The sequence below is a fragment of the Gammaproteobacteria bacterium genome (assembly GCA_013001575.1).
GTDB lineage: Bacteria > Pseudomonadota > Gammaproteobacteria > Steroidobacterales > JABDMI01 > JABDMI01.
Genome location: JABDMI010000029.1, coordinates 56,446 through 75,389, shown reverse-complemented (window position 1 = coordinate 75,389; position 18,944 = coordinate 56,446). Strand labels below are relative to the sequence as shown.

23 protein-coding genes and 2 tRNA genes are annotated in these 18,944 nt (G+C 46.9%); 7 read left to right on the top strand and 18 right to left on the bottom strand.

Features of this window, described 5'->3' with window-relative positions; genetic code table 11:
* Positions 1–4: 4 nt before the first annotated feature.
* A complete protein-coding gene (locus tag HKN88_02575) occupies positions 5–394 on the bottom strand; it encodes a VOC family protein (protein NNC96936.1) in 390 nt (129 codons plus the stop codon).
* Positions 395–421: 27 nt separating this feature from the next.
* On the bottom strand, positions 422–1,228 hold the full coding sequence (locus HKN88_02570; GenBank protein NNC96935.1) for an SDR family oxidoreductase: 807 nt from the start codon (positions 1,226–1,228) through the stop codon (positions 422–424).
* A gap of 263 nt (positions 1,229–1,491) precedes the next feature.
* Here HKN88_02570 and HKN88_02565 point away from each other — a divergent pair, with 263 nt between their 5' ends.
* A complete protein-coding gene (locus HKN88_02565; protein ID NNC96934.1) occupies positions 1,492–1,695 on the top strand; it encodes a hypothetical protein in 204 nt (67 codons plus the stop codon).
* 138 nt (positions 1,696–1,833) lie between these two features.
* Here HKN88_02565 and HKN88_02560 read toward each other — a convergent pair.
* The 11 genes from HKN88_02560 to HKN88_02510 all read right to left on the bottom strand — a co-directional run bounded on the left by HKN88_02560 (position 1,834) and on the right by HKN88_02510 (position 9,684).
* Positions 1,834–1,910: transfer RNA gene (locus tag HKN88_02560), tRNA-Met, on the bottom strand.
* A 132-nt stretch (positions 1,911–2,042) separates the two neighbouring features.
* Positions 2,043–3,101 carry a mechanosensitive ion channel gene (locus HKN88_02555; GenBank protein NNC96933.1) on the bottom strand — a complete coding sequence of 353 codons (1,059 nt, stop codon included), beginning with the start codon at positions 3,099–3,101 and terminating at the stop codon, positions 2,043–2,045.
* Between the two features lie 50 nt (positions 3,102–3,151).
* The gene (ychF, locus tag HKN88_02550) at positions 3,152–4,243 is read right to left on the bottom strand and encodes a redox-regulated ATPase YchF (protein NNC96932.1); all 1,092 of its coding nucleotides are present in this window, start codon (positions 4,241–4,243) and stop codon (positions 3,152–3,154) included.
* A gap of 64 nt (positions 4,244–4,307) precedes the next feature.
* Positions 4,308–5,099, bottom strand: a complete 792-nt coding sequence (pth, locus tag HKN88_02545; GenBank protein NNC96931.1) for an aminoacyl-tRNA hydrolase — start codon at positions 5,097–5,099, stop codon at positions 4,308–4,310.
* A 74-nt stretch (positions 5,100–5,173) separates the two neighbouring features.
* Positions 5,174–5,836, bottom strand: a complete 663-nt coding sequence (locus HKN88_02540; GenBank protein ID NNC96930.1) for a 50S ribosomal protein L25/general stress protein Ctc — start codon at positions 5,834–5,836, stop codon at positions 5,174–5,176.
* A 128-nt stretch (positions 5,837–5,964) separates the two neighbouring features.
* Entirely contained in the window at positions 5,965–6,915 is a 951-nt protein-coding gene (locus HKN88_02535) for a ribose-phosphate pyrophosphokinase (protein ID NNC96929.1), read from the bottom strand.
* An 82-nt stretch (positions 6,916–6,997) separates the two neighbouring features.
* Positions 6,998–7,072, bottom strand: a tRNA-Gln gene (locus HKN88_02530).
* A gap of 42 nt (positions 7,073–7,114) precedes the next feature.
* A complete protein-coding gene (gene ispE / locus HKN88_02525; protein NNC96928.1) occupies positions 7,115–8,065 on the bottom strand; it encodes a 4-(cytidine 5'-diphospho)-2-C-methyl-D-erythritol kinase in 951 nt (316 codons plus the stop codon).
* 29 nt (positions 8,066–8,094) lie between these two features.
* Positions 8,095–9,162 carry an outer membrane lipoprotein LolB gene (lolB, locus tag HKN88_02520; GenBank protein ID NNC96927.1) on the bottom strand — a complete coding sequence of 356 codons (1,068 nt, stop codon included), beginning with the start codon at positions 9,160–9,162 and terminating at the stop codon, positions 8,095–8,097.
* Entirely contained in the window at positions 9,159–9,332 is a 174-nt protein-coding gene (locus HKN88_02515; GenBank protein NNC96926.1) for a hypothetical protein, read from the bottom strand. The genes lolB and HKN88_02515 overlap by 4 nt, the downstream gene beginning before the upstream one ends.
* Positions 9,333–9,420: 88 nt before the next feature.
* Positions 9,421–9,684: a hypothetical protein gene (locus HKN88_02510; GenBank protein ID NNC96925.1), complete on the bottom strand. Its 264-nt coding sequence runs from the start codon at positions 9,682–9,684 to the stop codon at positions 9,421–9,423.
* A 335-nt stretch (positions 9,685–10,019) separates the two neighbouring features.
* On the opposite strand from HKN88_02510, the gene HKN88_02505 reads away from it, so the two are divergent.
* From HKN88_02505 to HKN88_02480, 6 genes are all read left to right on the top strand, one after another.
* Positions 10,020–11,306: a glutamyl-tRNA reductase gene (locus HKN88_02505; GenBank protein ID NNC96924.1), complete on the top strand. Its 1,287-nt coding sequence runs from the start codon at positions 10,020–10,022 to the stop codon at positions 11,304–11,306.
* Entirely contained in the window at positions 11,307–12,395 is a 1,089-nt protein-coding gene (gene prfA / locus HKN88_02500) for a peptide chain release factor 1 (GenBank protein NNC96923.1), read from the top strand.
* A gap of 19 nt (positions 12,396–12,414) precedes the next feature.
* Positions 12,415–13,413 (top strand): cysteine synthase A, encoded by a 999-nt coding sequence (locus HKN88_02495; protein NNC96922.1) that lies wholly within the window; start codon positions 12,415–12,417, stop codon positions 13,411–13,413.
* Between the two features lie 28 nt (positions 13,414–13,441).
* The gene (locus tag HKN88_02490) at positions 13,442–13,879 is read left to right on the top strand and encodes a hypothetical protein (protein NNC96921.1); all 438 of its coding nucleotides are present in this window, start codon (positions 13,442–13,444) and stop codon (positions 13,877–13,879) included.
* 148 nt (positions 13,880–14,027) lie between these two features.
* Positions 14,028–14,402 (top strand): VOC family protein, encoded by a 375-nt coding sequence (locus HKN88_02485; protein NNC96920.1) that lies wholly within the window; start codon positions 14,028–14,030, stop codon positions 14,400–14,402.
* 67 nt (positions 14,403–14,469) lie between these two features.
* Positions 14,470–14,874: a DUF1761 domain-containing protein gene (locus HKN88_02480; protein ID NNC96919.1), complete on the top strand. Its 405-nt coding sequence runs from the start codon at positions 14,470–14,472 to the stop codon at positions 14,872–14,874.
* Positions 14,875–14,911: 37 nt separating this feature from the next.
* On the opposite strand, the gene HKN88_02475 is transcribed toward HKN88_02480, so the two are convergent.
* Genes HKN88_02475 through HKN88_02455 form a run of 5 tightly spaced genes read right to left on the bottom strand, consistent with a single transcriptional unit; the run spans position 14,912 to position 18,942 of the window.
* On the bottom strand, positions 14,912–15,364 hold the full coding sequence (locus HKN88_02475; protein NNC96918.1) for a DedA family protein: 453 nt from the start codon (positions 15,362–15,364) through the stop codon (positions 14,912–14,914).
* Between the two features lie 54 nt (positions 15,365–15,418).
* A complete protein-coding gene (locus HKN88_02470) occupies positions 15,419–16,276 on the bottom strand; it encodes a biotin-dependent carboxyltransferase family protein (GenBank protein NNC96917.1) in 858 nt (285 codons plus the stop codon).
* Positions 16,269–17,003: a 5-oxoprolinase subunit PxpB gene (pxpB, locus tag HKN88_02465; GenBank protein NNC96916.1), complete on the bottom strand. Its 735-nt coding sequence runs from the start codon at positions 17,001–17,003 to the stop codon at positions 16,269–16,271. Before pxpB ends, HKN88_02470 begins: the two co-directional genes overlap by 8 nt.
* Positions 17,003–17,737: a 5-oxoprolinase subunit PxpA gene (gene pxpA, locus HKN88_02460; GenBank protein ID NNC96915.1), complete on the bottom strand. Its 735-nt coding sequence runs from the start codon at positions 17,735–17,737 to the stop codon at positions 17,003–17,005. Before pxpA ends, pxpB begins: the two co-directional genes overlap by 1 nt.
* Positions 17,734–18,942 (bottom strand): Nramp family divalent metal transporter, encoded by a 1,209-nt coding sequence (locus HKN88_02455; protein NNC96914.1) that lies wholly within the window; start codon positions 18,940–18,942, stop codon positions 17,734–17,736. The genes pxpA and HKN88_02455 overlap by 4 nt, the downstream gene beginning before the upstream one ends.
* Between the last annotated feature and the right edge of the window lie 2 nt (positions 18,943–18,944).

Genomic DNA, 18,944 nt, shown 5'->3' with positions numbered 1-18,944 from the left:
CCCATCAGTCAGTAGAAGGCGGCTCCCATAATTCAAGCTTGTTGCCATCAGGGTCATACACCCAGGCAAATTTTCCGTATTCACTGTTGTCGCGTTTGGGATCAATTTTCACACCTTCTTTTTCCAGTTCAAGCATTAAGGCATCCAGATCCGCAACCCGGTAATTCACCATAAAGCTTGCGCTGCCGGGTTCGAAATAATCTGAATCCTTGGAAAAAACACTCCAGATGGTTTGGCCATCGCGGCCTTGCATGTCGTTAGACCAATCAAAAGAAATTCCATTGTCCCACTGCAGTTCAATACCGAGTCGGTCACGATAGAATTCCAGCATGTCCGCTTGCGACGCGCTGCGAGGCTTGATAAAAATCCCACCGATCCCGGTTACGCGCTTTATTTTCGACATAGATTTCTCGCAATGACCTTAATCGGTTTTCCTGAAATTTTTCGACTGTTTACTCATGACATAATACTGCAAGCGTTTGGGCATCAGTTTTATCGCCCCGGCGATCACATTATTCAGTTTGCCATTGATCAATACAACTTTCCCGGCTTCACTGGCATCCAATGCCTGTTCGGCAACTTCATCGGCTGTCATCCACATACGCTTTGACATTTTATTCACTTGTTCTCGGGTACCGGTGATGTCATGAAATTCACTGTAGGTAAAACCTGGACAAACCGCGGTTGCGTGAATGCCTTTATGTCCGTATTCAAAATGCAGAGACTCGGTGAAGGGGATCATCCAGTGTTTGACGGCCGCATAACAAGTGTGTCCCTCGGTGCCCGGCATGAAACCGGCAAGTGACGCGATATTGATAATACGCCCATAACCTTGCTCCACCATATGCGGTAAAAACAGATAAGTTAAATGCATAACGGCGGTGATCATCACCTGGTTAAAGTCGGCATGGGTTTTCCAATCCACGGATAAATATTTACCCGGCACCCCGTAGCCCGCATTGTTGATCAGAATATCCACGTTTTTACCCGCCGCTGAAACCTGATCCAGAATGGCTTGTGGCGCATCCGGTTCGGCGAGGTCAGCGCTGATACATAAAGATTCAGCTCCGTATTTGTCCTTGAGAGCAGCGGCAAGCTCTTGCAGACGCTCCTTGCGACGCGCCACCAAAACAAAATTGGCGCCATATTTAGCGTATTGGTGTGCCAGTGCTGTGCCAATACCGGCTGATGCGCCAGTGATTAAAACGAGTTTGTCTTTTAAGTTCATAATTGGGATTGCCTTGTAATTGAATTCTGTTGCCAGGTAATTCCCTGCATTATACAAACTCGCCATGATTGCACTTGCACTTTAGTCTGATTTAGCGGAATCAGATCGTGAATCCTGGCTGGCAATGTGAGTATTTACCCATAATCAAGCAGTAACCTATTCTCTACTTGCCACTGCCAACCGGAATAATTATGACAAAATTAGATCAATCTATTATTCTAGAGATTCAAATCTAAGAAATTAAAGATCCGGGAGAAACTGTCATGAACAAAACGATCAAAACAATACTGATAATTGTTGGTGTGGCATTGCTAGCCTATGGCGGTTATATGATGATCACACCAGAAACCGCTGTTGAAGTCGGTCCACTTGCGGTCGAGTCGCAAGAAAATCGCAATGCCTATATCACCATCGTACTTGGCATCGTTAGTCTGGTTGCCGCAATGTTCGTCAAGGATAAATCTTAACTATAGTGATAAGTGCTTTGGTGCCAGCAATATGTAGTGGCTAGCAAGTGCCGGCAAAAAAGTATTTCTGCATAGACGGCAAACAATCCGATATGGTCGGATTGTCTGTGCATTAGCATTATTTTAACTTGAGGAATCTGGTGGTGATGGGTGGAATCGAACCACCGACCTTGGGGTTATGAGTCCCACGCTCTAACCAACTGAGCTACATCACCATAAGTGTTTTCTGTTCACTGGCTGACTCGGAATCGAGTAAAGATTGCCATTTGAGCTGCGGCATTTTCCTGTTTTGCTTCGCGAGTGTCAAGCAAGCCATCAAGAATCTGCCGCGGGCTTACTAATCGACTTTATTGCTCGGACATTCTGTCTTCTAACTTGTTGATATATTTGGATAATTGATCGACACGTGCTTCAAGATTGGATTTCTTCATATTCAATGTGCTGGCATCATCTTCCGCACTTAATGCGGCGATCTCACCTTCAACATTTTTCAACTCTTCCTGTGTCATTGCAAGGCGATTGACAAAGTCATTATGCAATTCGGCTCTTTCCGCTTTATCAAAAATGATGTTATCCGGGGTCACCGCTTCCGTAGTCGGGTGATCAGCTTTACTGGGTTTAGCCGGAATAGTCTGGGTTTTAAGATTGAGTTGTTTGGTGTTGATGAAAGCAGGCGACATGATCTCGATACCGTTTTCATGTAACTGATCAAGAACATTACGCTTAAGACTGGAATGCGAGGCAATGTAAGTTTTGAGATCAGGCAAAATTCCTGCAATACGATAAGTGACCGCAAAGTCGCCGAGATTCTTTATTTGCACAAAGGGGTCGGTCAAGCCGGTATCTTCCGCCGCTTGTAACAAATGCTTTTCAATCACCACTCTGTGGGTGTCATAGCCGAGACCAACTTCTATGCCGATTATAGTCCCCGATTTTCGCAATACATTGACCGGGTTGGTGACCAAATGCATATTGGGCATGGTGGTTAAATTTCTATCTTCGGTCTGAATCTCCACATGCAACAAATCCATTTCGGTAATGCGGCCAAAATGATCGCTAACTCGTACGAAATCGCCAATGGTGATGCCTTCGATCGTGCGTAACATGATGCCGGCCATGATATTTCCGACAAATGTTGTGGCCGATAAAGCGATTGCAGCAGAAAGTAATATACCCACCAATCCCAGCAGTTGCCCGCGAAGTTCATTCGAAATAATCGGCAAACTCACCAAAATCAACATCAATCCAAACAGGCTAACGCCCAGCATGATCATTTGACGCCGGAATTCCATACCCTGGCGATCGGCATAGCGCGACATCATGCGTTTATTAATAAAATAGATCCCGCCGATCACGACTACCACGATAAGTGCAGATAAAAGAATATCGGTTATATTTTCAAACATTGAATTGCTCTAATAATTTATTGAATAATTGAATAAATATCGCTAAGACCTTAAACATTAAACCGGAAGTGCATCACATCGCCTTCCTGCACAATATAGTCTTTGCCTTCCAGACGAAAACGACCCGCATCTTTAGCACCCGTTTCACCCTGGTATTTGATAAAGTCATCATACGACACTACTTCCGCACGAATAAAGCCTTTTTCAAAGTCGGTGTGAATAACTCCCGCTGCTTGGGGTGCCGTGGCGCCAATTTTAACGGTCCAGGCGCGTACTTCCTTTTCACCGGCAGTAAAATAAGTTTGCAATCCCAAGAGTTCATAGCCTTTGCGTATAACCCTATCAAGCCCCGGTTCGGTCATACCCATTTCCGCCAAAAACTCGGCCTGCTCTTCTTCATCCAGCTGAATGATCTCGGCCTCCAATGCCGCACAAACCGGCACGACAACGGCTTTCTCTTTTTCCGCCAACTCTCTAACCTTATCCAGATAAGGATTATTCTCAAAGCCATCTTCATTCACATTGGCCACAAACATAACCGGCTTGTCGGTAATAAATTGCAGGCCTTTGGCAACGTCCAGTTCGGCGCTGTTCAGATCCAGGGTGCGCAGTGGCAAACCGTCTGCCAAATGGTTTTGCATTTTTTGCAAAACATCGCGTAAACGAATTGCCTCTTTATCCTGGGATTTTGCCTGTTTAGTCGCTTTTTGTAATTGGCGCTCCACCGATTCCAGATCTGCCAGGGCCAGTTCGGTATTGATCACATCGATATCATCCAAGGGATCCACTTTACCGGCCACATGGATCACATCATCGTTGTCAAAACAACGCACCACGTGCGCTATGGCATCTGTCTCACGCACATTGGCAAGAAACTTGTTACCCAGACCTTCACCATTGGCAGCGCCCGCCACCAATCCGGCAATATCCACAAATTCGACTGTGGTCGGCAAGGTTTTTTGTGGTTTCACAATTTTGTAAAGCTCGTCCAGACGCGGGTCAGGAACCATCACGATGCCGACATTCGGGTCGATGGTACAAAACGGGTAGTTCTCCGCGGAGATCTCTGCCTGGGTCAAGGCATTGAATAAGGTTGATTTTCCCACATTGGGCAGCCCTACAATGCCGCATTTAATTGCCATGCTGTTTCTCTTTATTTATTAAGGTTAATTGTGTGTGCAAAGAAAAAAGAATAATAATCAAAGACTATTCTTCTTCGTGCCTGGCTTTTTCCAGTGCCAGTTGTATCGCGGTTTTGTTGCCAATATCTTTTATTTGTTTGTTGGGCGAACTTTTGTCGCGTGCTTTTTCTTGATTGGCCTCGGCCTTTCTATTCAACCAGGCTTCCTTTTTGGCTTTTTTACGCGCCTGCCGTTGCTCTTCCTCAGCAAGCTGCTCGGGACTTAATTCTTTTTGATGCAATACATGCATGGTTTTTTCATAACCGTCTTCAAGCAGATTATCCAGGAGCTTTATCACTTTTTCGATTCCGACCAGGATCTGCTCTTCGTCTTCACGCGGAGTCTTTTGATGGATCAGATAATTGGTCACCTGCTTGCGATTGCCAGGATGATCCACGCCTATACGTAAGCGCCAGTAATCCTTGCCCATGTGCTGCGAGGTATCACGTAACCCATTATGACCACCGTGCCCGCCACTGAATTTCAGTCGCATGTGTCCGGCGGGCAAATCCAGTTCATCGTGTGCCACCAGAATTTCTTCGGGTTCAATATTGTAATAATCCGCAACGGCCCGAACAGACTGACCGCTCAGATTCATGTAGGTAGTCGGAAATAAGAGTCGAAGCTTATGACCTTTCACAATGATCTCGGCCACTTCGCCCTGAAATTTCCGGTCCGCCTTAAAACTCGCACCGAATTTACGCGCTAAAGCGTGCACAAACCAGGCGCCAACATTGTGGCGTGTATAGCGATACTCGTCGCCCGGATTACCGAGACCCACGATCAGTTTTGGTTTGTTATCAGGAATTTTTTTCATTGCATTGCAGTATATAGAAAAGCCGCTGAAATCGTGTGACTCCAACGGCTTTGCTGTCTCGACACTTGAATAAATTAAGCGTCAGCTTCACCTTCGGCTGGAGCATCTCCGGCCTCTTCAGGAGCAGCTTCATCAACTTCTTCTTCCGGCTCGATTGAAACGCGTGCTGTACGGATAGAAATAACCGGCTGGTCATGTCCTTCACCGTGCATTAACTCAACGATCTCTACACCTTCTGGCATCACAAGATCAGTCAAATGCAGGGTTTCATCTTTATGCATACCAGACACATCCACTTCAATGAATTCCGGCAAGTCTTTTGGCAAACAGGTGATCTCAACATCCACCATATTACGGTTGAATGCACCACCTTCGGTTTTAACTCCGGGGGCTTGTTCTTCGCCAATAAAGTGCAACTGGATTGTGGTTTTGATCGCCTGACCCGCGACAATGCGCATCAGGTCAACATGCATGGCCTCTTCGCGTGCTGGATGCCGTTGCAAATCTTTTAAAATACATTCTTGTTCCACATCATCTACTTTGATAGTAAAAATGTTGGAATAGAATGACTCGACTTTCAATGCATTCGCCAACTCGTTGTCTTTTAATGCAATTGAACGCGGCTCTTTGTTACCGCCATACAAAATTCCCGGCACCCAACCTAGACGACGCAGGCGGCGGCTCGCTCCTTTCCCGTTGTCATCACGCAGTTGCGCGGTTAATACTAAATCAGCCATGGCTAATCTCCTGTGCTAATACCCTTGGGTATTGTTGTTATGCGTTTACAATTAACGCGTGAGTTGAACAATCTGTTGCGACCACAAATTGTTCGAAAAAATTTACTTTCAACTTTTGTTCTTGTCTTTTATACCTTAGACAAAGACATCACTGAACCATAATCGGTCATGTGTCGAATGGCTTTTGCCAAAATACCTGCCGTACTCAATTGACGAATACGGTCACAGGCCTGAGCCTCGACCGACAAGGGAATGGTGTCAGTGACTACCAACTCATCCAAAGTCGAAGAATTAATACGATCCAAAGCCGGTCCAGACAAGATCGGGTGGGTGATGTAAGCCACAACTTTAATTGCGCCTTCATCTTTTAATGCTTTTGCGGCCTGACACAGTGTGCCGGCAGTATCGATCATGTCATCGATGAGTACACAGGTTCTGCCTTTAACATCACCAATAATATTCATGACTTGTGACACATTGGCTTTAGGCCGACGTTTATCAATGATCGCCAGGTCGGAGTCATTAACCCGTTTGGCGATTGCCCGTGCACGAACCACACCGCCAACATCCGGCGAAACAACGATCATGTTGTTGACATGTTGTTTTTTGATGTCATCAATAAAAACCCGCGAGGCATACACATTATCAACCGGAATATCAAAAAAGCCCTGAATCTGGTCAGCGTGCAGGTCAATTGTGAGCAAGCGATCAATTCCCGCCGCTTGCATCATATTTGCAACCAGTTTGGCCGAGATCGGGCTGCGTACGGCTCGCGGGCGTCGATCCTGACGCGAGTAACCGTAATACGGAACAATGGCCGTGATACGTGCTGCAGATGACCTGCGCATGGCATCGGTCATAACCAGCAATTCCATCAGGTTGTCATTGGTCGGGGGACAGGTGGGTTGAATGATGAAAACATCGCGCCCACGCACATTTTCCTCGATCTCGACCGCGATCTCACCGTCACTAAAACGACTGACTTTGCGCTCGCCTAACGGCAGGCCAAGTTCGGCGGCGATACCAGTTGCCAGAGCAGGATTCGAATTCCCGGAAAATATCGACAGTCTGCCAACCATGATGCTGTACCCGCTGATGGCCAGAACTTAGTCTTGGCCGCTTAGTTAAAACACAACGCCCTCATTGAGCACGTCGAAAATATGGCTGGGGTGGTAGGATTCGAACCTACGGTACACGGGATCAAAACCCGATGCCTTACCGCTTGGCTACACCCCAATTGTAATTTGTTCTTTTCCTTAAAGACTCAGTCAGATTCCATCAACTTTGGTCAAAAATAGTGGCCAATGGCGATCGATCCAGACCTTGAGCAAGCATCAGCTGCCATTTTTGCGCGGCAGTGCTTAGATTGAGCTGATCCATTATGGCTTTGGCTGTGCTTTTATCTGAACACCTTAAAAACACCGCCGAGCCGGTTCCTGTGAGTCGCGCTTCCCCAAAATTATCAAGCCAATCAATAACTTGTGCGATTTCCGGAAAACTGTTCACAACCACTTTTTGGCAATCATTACGCCCCGCTAATGCACCACGGGTGTCCTTATACTGCCTCAGGAAGCGGTGTATTGTGATGGGGTCTGTATCCCGTGTCAATCCACTATGGCTAAAGATTTTTTGCGTGGAAACCGAGACCCTGGGTTTGACGATCACATATGTATATTCGCCCAGGCTGAGAGGCTCAAGTTTTTCCCCTATGCCACGTGCGTAGGCACTGTTTCCGGCGACGAATAAGGGTACATCCGCCCCCAGCCCTAAAGCCAGTTTTTCTAACTGTTCCTGACTCAATCCACATTGCCATAAATGATTTAGCACCAGCAAAGTTGTCGCGGCATCTGAACTGCCCCCGCCCATGCCGGCTTCAACCGGTATGCGCTTGCGGCAACGTATGCTGATGCCTTTGGATGCAGAACAATTCTCGGAATTTACCGCTTGCGCATGCACAAAGGCTTGCAAAGCCTTTGCCGCTTTCACGACCAGATCACCCTCTGGTGCAATATCGGGGTCGCCTTCGGTTCTCAGGATTTGCCCATCGTCGCGAACCTCAAACTTAAGCATGTCACTCAGATCCAGGATCTGGAAAACCGTTTCCAACTCATGCAAGCCGTCGTCGCGCTGGCCCAGGATATGCAAAAACAGATTCAATTTTGCCGGTGCCGGCCACCAACGCGCCCATTCCTGCTCCGTCGGGGGTCGAGTAGTCAGAGTATTGATCATGCTTGAATATTTATTATCGTGACTGAATGTTATTCCAGTTCTGGAATCGTCCAGTCGTTTATAACCATACGAATCTTGGTCTGTGGACCACTGATCTTGAATTTTCTGGGCAAACTGACGCCATCCACATCGGTATAACTGTCATACACGATCGTCCACTCCCCTTGCTGCATCTCATCCAGTAAGTCCTGGTCATTGAGTACGACTTCGGCGTCTTGTTGCGGATCGGTGATTCCCAGCGACCAATAACGCAGGCTGTTAATGGGCATACTCCAGCCCAGTTGCTCTTGCATGTCTTTTTCAATATCACGTAAAAAGAATTCTTCGCCGCGTGTGGTCTTGACCCGTACTTCCTGACCAAGATCGCCATGAATTCGCACGCCCCCAATACCGAGGGGACCGCGGAAGCGGAAATCCAGTTCATCGCCTTCTTGCTCCCATTGCAGACTGCCGTTGTAGGTGTCTTTATTCACACTTATGCCAATGCGGCCATTCAATTCCCAAAAACCCCACTCCAGCAGGTCTTGTTGTCGATTATCAAAACTCATATTCTTACTTACTCCTGCGCTAACAGTTTGCTGAGACGTGTCTTTGTAAAGCCCGGTTTCCGGGTCTATTTCTACGCGTCGAATAACTTGACGATATTGCTCTTGTTGTGATTGTTTTTTTTTACGCATGGATTGATCGGCCATGCGTTGATGCCAGGGCAAACCACTTTCCGAAGCTTTGTCATCGCTCTTGCTTGCCGCTTGTTGACTAGCCCAGGACTGCTTGCTTGCATCTGCTGGAGAATCAGTCGTCTTCTGAGAATCGACTGAGGATTGGCCAGGCGTGACTGGCTCAGCTTGATTTGGTTCCTGTGCACTTTGTTGTGCATAAATTGGCTGTGACGGTTTTTCATTTGCCTTGGATGATTGCTGCATACCGCCGGCAAATTGTTGTCCAGCATTATCCTCGGGCTGCGAGGCTTGTTGGCGTGCCGGTTTATCAGCATCGCTGCTTATCTGCGCCGGCATACTCATGGTTTCACAAGCACTTAACAAGCCTCCAATCACAAGAACGGTGGCGAGCCTGTGCAATAAACAAGTCGAACTCACGGCTGGCGTGCCGAACTTTGGCTTACCGGTGTGTGACTGGCCATGACCTGGTCGGATTTGCGACCATCGTGTGACACAACTTGCTGGGCTGTTTGGCCAGCCGTTTGGGCACCCTGTGATGCCGTCTGCGCCGGAACAGTTACAACTTGATGAACGCAGCCGCTAAGCACGCCACATATTCCAAGCGCAACTGAGTTTAATACCATAGTCTTGGTAAGTTTAGAAAATATTATTTGCATAATTTATGAGCTGCCCTGGTTACTGTAAATTTTTACTGCTATGTACGGATTCTTGTGCAATAGGCAAACTACTCGCCTGTAAAGTGTTGTTTCGCGGCTTTTCCAGCGACACCACCTGTGCTGATGCCTGACCCGCGGCTTGACCTGCCGTTTGACCTGCTCGTGGACCCGCCACTTGACCCACAGTTTGTGAAGCCGTTTGGGAGGCGGTTTGGGTTGCCGCCTGACCTGGCGCATTGGCAACTTGCCTTGCAGTTTGGCAGGCACAAAGCAACAAGGACATGCAGCACAAACAAATCAAATTAATTTTCATGTGAAATGATAAAACCGTTTGGAAAGCATGGGGATTTTACAAGATTTACCCCGGTGATTCGCAGTTTCAAGCACAATTCTGTTCTTTATGCTCGGTTTCACACAGATCAGCACAAGGATAATAACCATTACGAGCATAAATTGACGGCAATTTAGCTATAATACGCCCTCTTTAAGCTGGACAGAATAATCTGCTTGCCGCGCAACACTCAAATTGGTAATTTTGACAAGATAATGTATTCAATGCCATCCACTACCCGTTCATTTATTGAATTGTTTAATAACGCGACGCGTTAGGGTTACTGTATGGCGATTGCAATCCTGGGTGTCAACCATGCCTCTGCGCCTGTGCAGATCCGCGAAAGAGTCGCGTTTGATCCGGCCTTACTGGACGATTTTTTGCAAAATCTTTGCGAGTTGGATAGCGTAAACGAGGCTGTCATCCTGTCCACCTGCAATCGAACCGAAATTTATGCTTCAAGTAACGATCTGCACATGTTGCAAAACGTTTTGACAGACTGGTTGATGGATTCACACGCCCTGGATGATCTAGGGCGCGACCAAATTTCGAAATGCCTTTATTACAAACAGGAACAGGATTGTATTCGTCACGCCCTACAGGTGGCCTGCGGTCTGGATTCCATGGTCTTGGGTGAGCCACAAATCTTTGGCCAGGTAAAAAGCGCCTATCAACACGCCAATGTGTATGGCAGTTTAAAGCAAGAACTGGACAATGTTTTCCAGTTTGTATTCCGCACCGCGAAACGTATCCGCACAGAAACGCGTATTGGTAATCACGCGGTGTCGCTGGCATCGGCCAGTGTGCAGCTGGGTCGCAAGATATTTTCCGGATTTGATAAACACACCGCCATGTTGATTGGTGCCGGGGAGACGATTGAACTCGTTGCCCAGCATTTGCAGCAACAAGGTCTGAAACGCATGGTATTTGCCAATCGCACCATTGAGAACGCTAACCGCCTGGCACATCAGTTTCAGGGATATGCCATCAGCCTTGAAGACGTCGAGTTGCATTTGGCCGAGGCCGATATGTTGTTCACGTCAACCGCAAGTCCAGAGCCTATTCTGTCAGAGACAGCTTTTATACAAGCATTGAAAAGTCGCAAACACAAACCGATGTTTGTCATCGATCTGGCGGTACCGCGTGACATCGAACCCGGTGTTAAGGACATGGACGAGGTCTACCTGTATAGCATCGATGATCTGCAGGAAATTATTTCGGACAATCAACAAGCGCGTCAAAGTGAAGCGGTTAAAGCCAGGGAAATTGTTGAAACCGCACTGATCGATTTTTCCCAGGCAAAAAATTTACGCAAAGCAAGTCCTGCCATACGCGAATTGCGCGAACATTACGAGAAAGATCGTGATGAGCTTTTGGGAACCGCATTAGACAAATTGAATGCGGAAAATGCCGAACAGATACTAACCCAGTTTGCCCATCAGTTAACTAATCGATTTTTACATCGCCCTACCAAGATCTTACGCAAAGGCATAAGTGAGGATCAGCCGGAAAAAGTCAATACTCTGGTGCAACTTTTATTACCTGAAACAGAGACCGACAGTTCGGAAGAATAAATGAAAGATTCGATTAAACTCAAACTGGAAAATCTCGCAGAACGCTATCAGGAGATCGCCGGTTTACTCGCGGTGCCAGAGATCATTAATGATCAGAACCGTTTTCGTGAACTGTCCAAGGAATATTCACATCTCCAACCCATTGTGCAGCAGTTTAAAAGCCATATGCAATTACTAACCGACAAAAAGTCGGCAGAGGAAATGCTAAAGGATGGGGATCCGGACATACGCGAGATGGGCAAAGAAGAACTCGACAGCATCAATATTCAAATTGAAAGTGGCGACCTCGCATTACAGAAACTCCTGATCCCCAAAGACCCGCACGATGACAGCAATATCTTTCTGGAAATTCGCGCGGGCACCGGTGGCGATGAAGCGGCAATATTTTCCGGTGACCTTTTCAAAATGTATTCACGCTATTTTGAATCACAAGGTTGGCGCATCGAAATTCTGTCAGAGAACGAAGGTGATCATGGCGGTTATAAAGAAATTATTTGCCGGGTCATCGGGCGAGGTGCCTACTCGCAACTTAAATTTGAGTCCGGCGCACACCGCGTGCAACGGGTGCCGCAAACCGAATCACAGGGTCGCGTACACACCTCGGCCTGTACCGTTGCGGTGTTGCCGGAACTGGACGAGGTTGAAGCCATTGATATCAATCCGGCCGATCTCCGTGTGGATACCTTTCGAGCTTCTGGTGCAGGCGGGCAACACGTCAACAAAACCGATTCGGCCATACGCCTCACGCACTTACCCACCGGCATTGTGGTGGAATGTCAGGACGAACGTTCACAACACAAGAACCGGGCGCGTGCGATGTCACTGTTGCAAACCAAGTTATTAACCGATGAACAGGAAAAACAACAAAGCGAACAAGCCAGCCAACGCAAATCACTGGTCGGCAGTGGCGACCGTTCCGAACGCATACGAACTTATAATTATCCACAAGGTCGGGTCACCGACCACCGAATTAATCTCACTTTATATAAGCTGCCGGAAATCATGGAAGGCGACCTCGGGTCCATTATCCAACCACTTATCAATGAATATCAAGCGGATCAATTGGCCGAATTAAGTGAAGACGCCTAAATTCCAAGGATCAACATACATGCAATACCACAATTCCATCATCGAACAAATTGGCAACACGCCGCTCATAAAATTACACCGCCCCTCCGAAGAAACTGGCTGTACTATTCTGGCTAAATGCGAAAACCTTAATCCGGGTGGTTCGATCAAAGATCGTACGGCTCTGGGCTTGATCCGCAATGCAGAGGAAAAAGGCTTGTTAAAGCCTGGCGGGACAATAGTAGAAGGCACGGCGGGAAATACCGGGATCGGACTGGCCCTGGTAGGAAATGCATTAGGCTATAAAACCGTAATTTTCATGCCGGATAGCCAAAGTGCCGAAAAGATCGATACCTTAAGAATGTATGGTGCGGATGTTCGATTGGTGCCGGCCGTACCCTACAGTAATCCCGATCAATACGTGCATCAATCCGAACGCTTCGCCAAAGAATTAAATACCCAAGGCGGAAACGCGGTCTGGACGTATCAATTCGACAACACCGCCAACAGCGACTGGCATTACCGAACCACTGGCCCCGAGATTTGGCAACAAACCGCCGGACAAGTTGATGCTTTCGCGTTTGCCTCAGGTACGGGCGGCACCATCAGCGGGGTCGGACGCTATCTCAAGGAGCAGAATCCGGACGTGGTCATCGCCCTCACTGACCCTACCGGTTCGGGTTTGTGCAATTACTACACTAATGGTGAAATCAAAGTGGTCGGTACCTCGATTACCGAGGGCATCGGCAATTCACGCATTACCGGTAATATGGCTTTGGCGCCAATTGATATGGCGGTTCAAATTTCCGATGAAGAATCCTTACCGATTATTTATGATTTACTGGAACATGAAGGGCTGAATGTGGGCGGCTCAACCGGCGTGAATGTGGCAGGGGCGATGCAGGTGGCGAATATACTCGGACCGGGTAAAACCATAGTCACGGTATTGTGCGATCTTGGTACACGTTACAAAAACAAATTAGCGAATCCCGATTTTCTGCGTGAACGTAATTTACCGGTCGCTCCCTGGTTTCAGTAATTTCAATATCATCAATGACGAGGACATCATGTTTAAACATTTTAAAACCCTGTTACTGATCACGCTTTTACTAAGCGCATGCACCGATTCAACAATTGCGGATCCTGTGCAAAAAGCCAAAGCAAGAGTCATTCAAGTCTCAACCCATGATGTTGCTAACAATCATTTACACAAGGACCTGGTCATAGATGTACGTGAATCTGATGAAATTATTACAGGCATGATACCCGGTGCGATTCATATTCCAGTGGGACAGCTGCAATCCGAGTTCCCCAAATACTTGCAAAGCCTTGGCAATGATTCATCACAACAAACTATTGTGTTGTATTGTCGTAGCGGCAATCGCTCGGCCGTTGGTGCTGACGCTTTACAAAAACTGGGCTTCAGTAATATTGTCTCTATGCAAGGTGGAATTAAAGCCTGGGTAGCTGAAAAACGCTCTATAGTCATTCCCGCCAAAGATTAACGCGTAAATTGAACGCATAACAAACAAGGCTTTATTAATGAAATTAATTAAATATATCTGTGTTTTTATTATTACTATTCTTTTTTCTGCATGCGTTACCAACAACTACAATCTGGCACCTGAAGACAATCCAATTAAGGAAACTACTATGACCGATCAAAATAATTTTTTGGGACTGCGTACAGTGGTTTATAGTGTGACTGACCTGCACGCCGCCAAGCAATGGTACTCGGACTTACTCGGTTATGCGCCCTACTTTGATGAAGAATTTTATGTTGGCTTTAATGTTGGCGGATATGAACTCGGATTATCACCCAATGAAACACGTTCAGCACCCGGTGGATCAATCGCGTATTGGGGCGTTAAAGATGCCAAAGCCGAACTTGCCAGAGTCCTGGATATGGGCGCAACAATGCATGCAGACATCCAGGATGTTGGAGACGGAATTTTGGTGGTAGCGGTACTTGACCCCTGGGGTAATGTGTTTGGAATTATTGAGAACGCGCATTTTAAAGCCGAATAATTTTTCTACAGTTGCTAAATTACGCTAAACTCGATTAGCACAAATCAAATTAAACGGGGGAATTAGCATGCATCTTGAAAACCTTAATTTTTTAGCTGTTATTGTTGCGGCTTTATCGACATTTCTGATTGGTGGGTTATGGTATTCACCCATACTGTTCGGCAAAACCTGGATGCGAGAAGCCGGAATCAGCGAAAACGATCAACAAGGTCATCCGGCCAAAGTCTATGGTTTAAGTTTTGTATTCGCCTTACTCGCAGCATTTGCATTTGCCATTCTGCTCGGACACCATACTGAATTGGCGTATGCCCTACACTACGCGCTTTTGGTTGGCATTGGTTTCGTGGCCACGAGTTTTGGGATTAATTACCAGTTTTCCAATAAAAGTATCAAGTTGTGGTTAATTGATGCCGGCTATCACTTCACACAATTTCTAGCGATTGCCCTGATTCTGAGTGCGTGGCCAAAATAGACTGATGTACTCCACGGCCTTCTCTGAGAACCTCAGCTTAAATTATTGAATCAATCCCGACCACCAATACACCCAGCAAACTCGACCAGATAAAACAGGCCAATACGTCGTAGCTGAAATAGCGCAGGCGAGAAAAACCGCTGATACCGGTAATCAGTGGAATAATGCTGCGAATGGCCGGCAATAAACGCCCGATCAAAATGGCGATAGAGCCGCGACGGCGAATCAAGTCTTCGGCTTTTTCAATTCGTGCAGAATACTTGTTGGCAAAATTAGTGTGATGGAACCTGGGCCCGATCCAGCGCCCGAGTAAATACCCTGAATGATCGCCTATTAATGCACCCAAAAAGGCCAAAGGGATAATTTGTAATATAGTGGCAATGCCTTCGGCGTATAACACCGTACTGATGGTCAACAAGATCACGCCGGTTACAAACAGACCAATACCCACGCAAGCTTCTAAAAATGCGAATAAAGGCACGGCAAGAATAGCGATATCCTGATGCGCTCGTAACCAGTTTGTAACCTGTTCTTCGATGCTTATTCAGCCTTTATCAGGCAGCATGCTAAAAGAAACTTTATCGCCCATTTTTTTCTGGCTAAGAAGATTGATCGCTGCTTCATTAAGTTGCAATACTCTCGGGTAACCGCCGGTTGTTTGGCAATCACGCATTAAAATTATTAAACGGCCTGAAGGCGTGAGTTGTACGGTACCGGGCAAAACCGCCGAGGTCAGGATGGGCTTTAAAATATTTTTGAATTTTTCTTGTAATTGATAGGCAGAACGATCGTATAGGTTAGACACCCTGAACTTGGCATTTCTCAATGCCAGTTGTCGAGATTTTCCCAGCTGTTGGTACTCTGGTCCGGCAAACACTTCCAGAGAATGGCGTTTAAAATAAGCCGGATCAATATTTACGGCCGCGTGCGATTCTTCTCTTCGGTGTGTGCATTCAATATAGCTCAGTTGATCGCCTTTTTCGATGCGCTGTTTTTTAGTGATATTGGGGTAATAACTGGCTGAGCCCATATTCACTTCAGTCTGAAAACCTTTTTCAATCGCCAGGTAACTGCGCAAGCCATCCAGAGTATGATCAAATTGGAGACGATCACCGGGAAACACATTAATGGCTGTGTGCATATGCACGGGCTCACCATTTAGTTGTGGTTGCATATTAGCCCCGGCGATCGCGATACAACTGGCCGACTCAAATTCAAGTTCCGGACCGTTCATGGTCATTTCCAAGACGGCGGCGGATTCCGGATTATTTAATAACATATTGGCAAAGCGCGACGCATCGGCATCCATGGCACCCGAGACCGGAACCCCCAAATGACGAAAACCGTGACGCCCCAGATCCTGAATACTGCTCCAAACCCCGGGTCTGATGACGTTAAGCATGATAAGGCTCACTTTGGATTTGGTACTTATCCTGTGCGATGTCATTCACTAGCTTGTTGTATTCTTCAATACCGATGGACTGGAATCGAATGTAATCTCCACCTTGCGCAAAACACACAGGCTCAATGCTTGCGTTAAAAAATTGCAACGGGCTTTTTCCAATAACATGCCAGCCACCCGGGCTGGCGTGTGGGTAGATGCCGGTTTGACCACCGCCGATCGCCACTGAACCTTTGGGTATGTGTGGGTCCGGAGTGGATTTGCGTGGCAATTGCAAGGCCTTGTCCAATCCGCTCAAATACAAAAACCCCGGCAAGAATCCTAAGAAACACACCCGATACAAAGGCCTGACATGAAGATCTATTATCTCGGCCAGCTCCAGCCCCGTGGTTTGCATAAAAAACTTGAGATCCTGGGCAAGGCTTGGGTGATAACAAACCGGAATGGTAAATATATATTTTTTCTGCTCCGTGCTGTGAGCCGCCTGGGCGTAAATCTTTTTTAGAATATCCACGCGGCGCGGAAAATTGATCAGATTATGTCGATGTATGATAGTAAGAGAATTATAGGCTGCAACAACATCCACAATTTCTTCACTGTTTTTTAAAGACTGGGTTAACGCATCACGCATGCGCGACACATCGTCAATGACCTTGTCGTTGATCCCATCAGGCCATTCGATCAGAATGGATCTTTCGCCAAAGGCTTTAAAACTTAACTCGTACATCAGATTTTATTCTCGTTCATTACAAATTCAGTATGCAGGCTCCGAACCAATGCTAAGGCATGAGGCGTATCCGAATGTACACACAGGGTGTCTACTTTCAGCGGGATCATTTCACCTTCCACACTCATGACGGCTTGTTGCGAGAGCATCATGCCAGCCTGACGCAATACTTCCTCGCTGGTGGTCAACAGTGCGTTACTCGCGTGGCGCGACACCAAAGAGCCGTCGGCTTGATACGCACGATCGGCAAAGCCTTCAAACATAACCGGAATATTTTTTTGTTTGGCGATTTTACTCATCTCGGATTCATCGGGTGCATACAAGATCAGATCCGCTTGAATGGATTGTACTAGGCGACATATCAATTGAGCCATTTCACGATCTTGACAGGCCAGATTATACAAAGCCCCATGCGGTTTAATGTGATGTAATTTACTGCCCTGGGCTTCCGTGATCTGGCGTAAAGCCATGACCTGTGAATGCAAACTGGTGCTCAGCTCATCATTACTCATGAGCAATATTTTACGCCCAAAATTTTCTTTGTCGGGAAAAGCAGGATGCGCACCGATCTTTACACCGTGCTTGACTGCCAGGGCCACGGTCTTTTGCATGCTCCGGGCATCGCCGGCATGACCACCGCAGGCAATATTGCAAGAAGTGATAAATGCCATGATCTCGGCATCGTTAGCCATGCCCTCGCCCAGGTCACAATTAATATCAATTTCCGGTCTCATCCCAAAAACCCGAACACCTTGGCTAAACTTTTAGCCCCTAAAAACAGCGTGAACAATACGACCAGCCCGCCGATAATATTTTGCAGGGTCGAATTTACATAATCACCAAGTACAGTGCGTTTATTCATTACCCACAACAGAAACATTGCGATCACAGGTAATAAAATACCATTGGTGATCTGGGCAAATTTTATGATCTCAATCGACTTGATTCCACTTAAGGCCGATAGCATGCCCAGTAAAAGTATAAACATCCAGACTGCCCGGAAACGTTTGTCTTTAAGCCCGGCATCCCAGGCCAGACAATTACTCGCCACATAGGCTGCGGCCAGAGGTGCGGTAATCGCCGAAGTAATACCGGCGGCGAACAATCCCAGGGCCAGAAAATACTTGGCATAAATACCGAGCAATGGTTCAAGCCCTAGTGCCAGATCAGCTGCGTTATTAATGTCGGAAGATTGCACAGCGGCGGCGCATACAACGATCGCGATCGAAACCACGCCGCCTAAAATAATCGACACATAGGTGTCTTTGCGTGCCAAGGGAAGATCCCCGGGTGATTTCCAATGTTCCTTGACCAGGGACGCGTGTAAAAATAAATTGTAAGGAACCACGGTTGTGCCCACCAGAGCCATCACCATTAATAATTTATTTGCGTCCAGGTTCGGAACCAGCATGCCTTTGAACAAATCGGATAGATCCGGTCTGGTTAATATGGCGGTAATCAGAAATGCCAGACTCATTAGTATTACCAAACTGACCAGAGCTTTTTCGATAATGCGGTAATTGCCAATAAATAAAAGAATAAAAGCGATCAAGCCGATCAGGGATGGAAAAACATATGCACTAACATCGTAAGAAAACAAGGTTTCCAGTCCGAGTACCCCGCCACTGATGTTGCCGGCTTCATAAGCCGCATTACCAATTACGATTGCCGAAAGAATGATGAGTATGGCTGCAACCCGCAATAACGGCGTCTTTATTTCATTACGGATGGCTGTGGATAATCCGGCTTGCGAGACAATGCCGAGTCGTGCTGCCATTTCCTGAAGAATTACCGTGGCTATGATCGAGACCACTAATGCCCACAATAATTCGTAACCAAACTGCACACCGGCCAGTGTGCAAACCGTTACCGTGCCCGGACCAATGAATGCGGCAGTTACCAGTGCCCCGGGGCCGATATTCTTTAAAGGATTTTGCATAC

Bases quoted from the DNA above. Each gene is read 5' to 3' on its own strand.
- HKN88_02570 (NNC96935.1), bottom strand. From the start codon at position 1,228: ATGAACTTAAAAGACAAACTCGTTTTAATCACTGGCGCATCAGCCGGT.
- HKN88_02565 (NNC96934.1), top strand. From the start codon at position 1,492: ATGAACAAAACGATCAAAACAATACTGATAATTGTTGGTGTGGCATTG.
- HKN88_02555 (NNC96933.1), bottom strand. From the start codon at position 3,101: ATGTTTGAAAATATAACCGATATTCTTTTATCTGCACTTATCGTGGTA.
- ychF (NNC96932.1), bottom strand. From the start codon at position 4,243: ATGGCAATTAAATGCGGCATTGTAGGGCTGCCCAATGTGGGAAAATCA.
- pth (NNC96931.1), bottom strand. From the start codon at position 5,099: ATGAAAAAAATTCCTGATAACAAACCAAAACTGATCGTGGGTCTCGGT.
- HKN88_02540 (NNC96930.1), bottom strand. From the start codon at position 5,836: ATGGCTGATTTAGTATTAACCGCGCAACTGCGTGATGACAACGGGAAA.
- HKN88_02535 (NNC96929.1), bottom strand. From the start codon at position 6,915: ATGGTTGGCAGACTGTCGATATTTTCCGGGAATTCGAATCCTGCTCTG.
- ispE (NNC96928.1), bottom strand. From the start codon at position 8,065: ATGATCAATACTCTGACTACTCGACCCCCGACGGAGCAGGAATGGGCG.
- HKN88_02510 (NNC96925.1), bottom strand. From the start codon at position 9,684: ATGTCCTTGTTGCTTTGTGCCTGCCAAACTGCAAGGCAAGTTGCCAAT.
- HKN88_02505 (NNC96924.1), top strand. From the start codon at position 10,020: ATGGCGATTGCAATCCTGGGTGTCAACCATGCCTCTGCGCCTGTGCAG.
- prfA (NNC96923.1), top strand. From the start codon at position 11,307: ATGAAAGATTCGATTAAACTCAAACTGGAAAATCTCGCAGAACGCTAT.
- HKN88_02495 (NNC96922.1), top strand. From the start codon at position 12,415: ATGCAATACCACAATTCCATCATCGAACAAATTGGCAACACGCCGCTC.
- HKN88_02490 (NNC96921.1), top strand. From the start codon at position 13,442: ATGTTTAAACATTTTAAAACCCTGTTACTGATCACGCTTTTACTAAGC.
- HKN88_02485 (NNC96920.1), top strand. From the start codon at position 14,028: ATGACCGATCAAAATAATTTTTTGGGACTGCGTACAGTGGTTTATAGT.
- HKN88_02480 (NNC96919.1), top strand. From the start codon at position 14,470: ATGCATCTTGAAAACCTTAATTTTTTAGCTGTTATTGTTGCGGCTTTA.
- HKN88_02470 (NNC96917.1), bottom strand. From the start codon at position 16,276: ATGCTTAACGTCATCAGACCCGGGGTTTGGAGCAGTATTCAGGATCTG.
- pxpB (NNC96916.1), bottom strand. From the start codon at position 17,003: ATGTACGAGTTAAGTTTTAAAGCCTTTGGCGAAAGATCCATTCTGATC.
- pxpA (NNC96915.1), bottom strand. From the start codon at position 17,737: ATGAGACCGGAAATTGATATTAATTGTGACCTGGGCGAGGGCATGGCT.
- HKN88_02455 (NNC96914.1), bottom strand. From the start codon at position 18,942: ATGCAAAATCCTTTAAAGAATATCGGCCCCGGGGCACTGGTAACTGCC.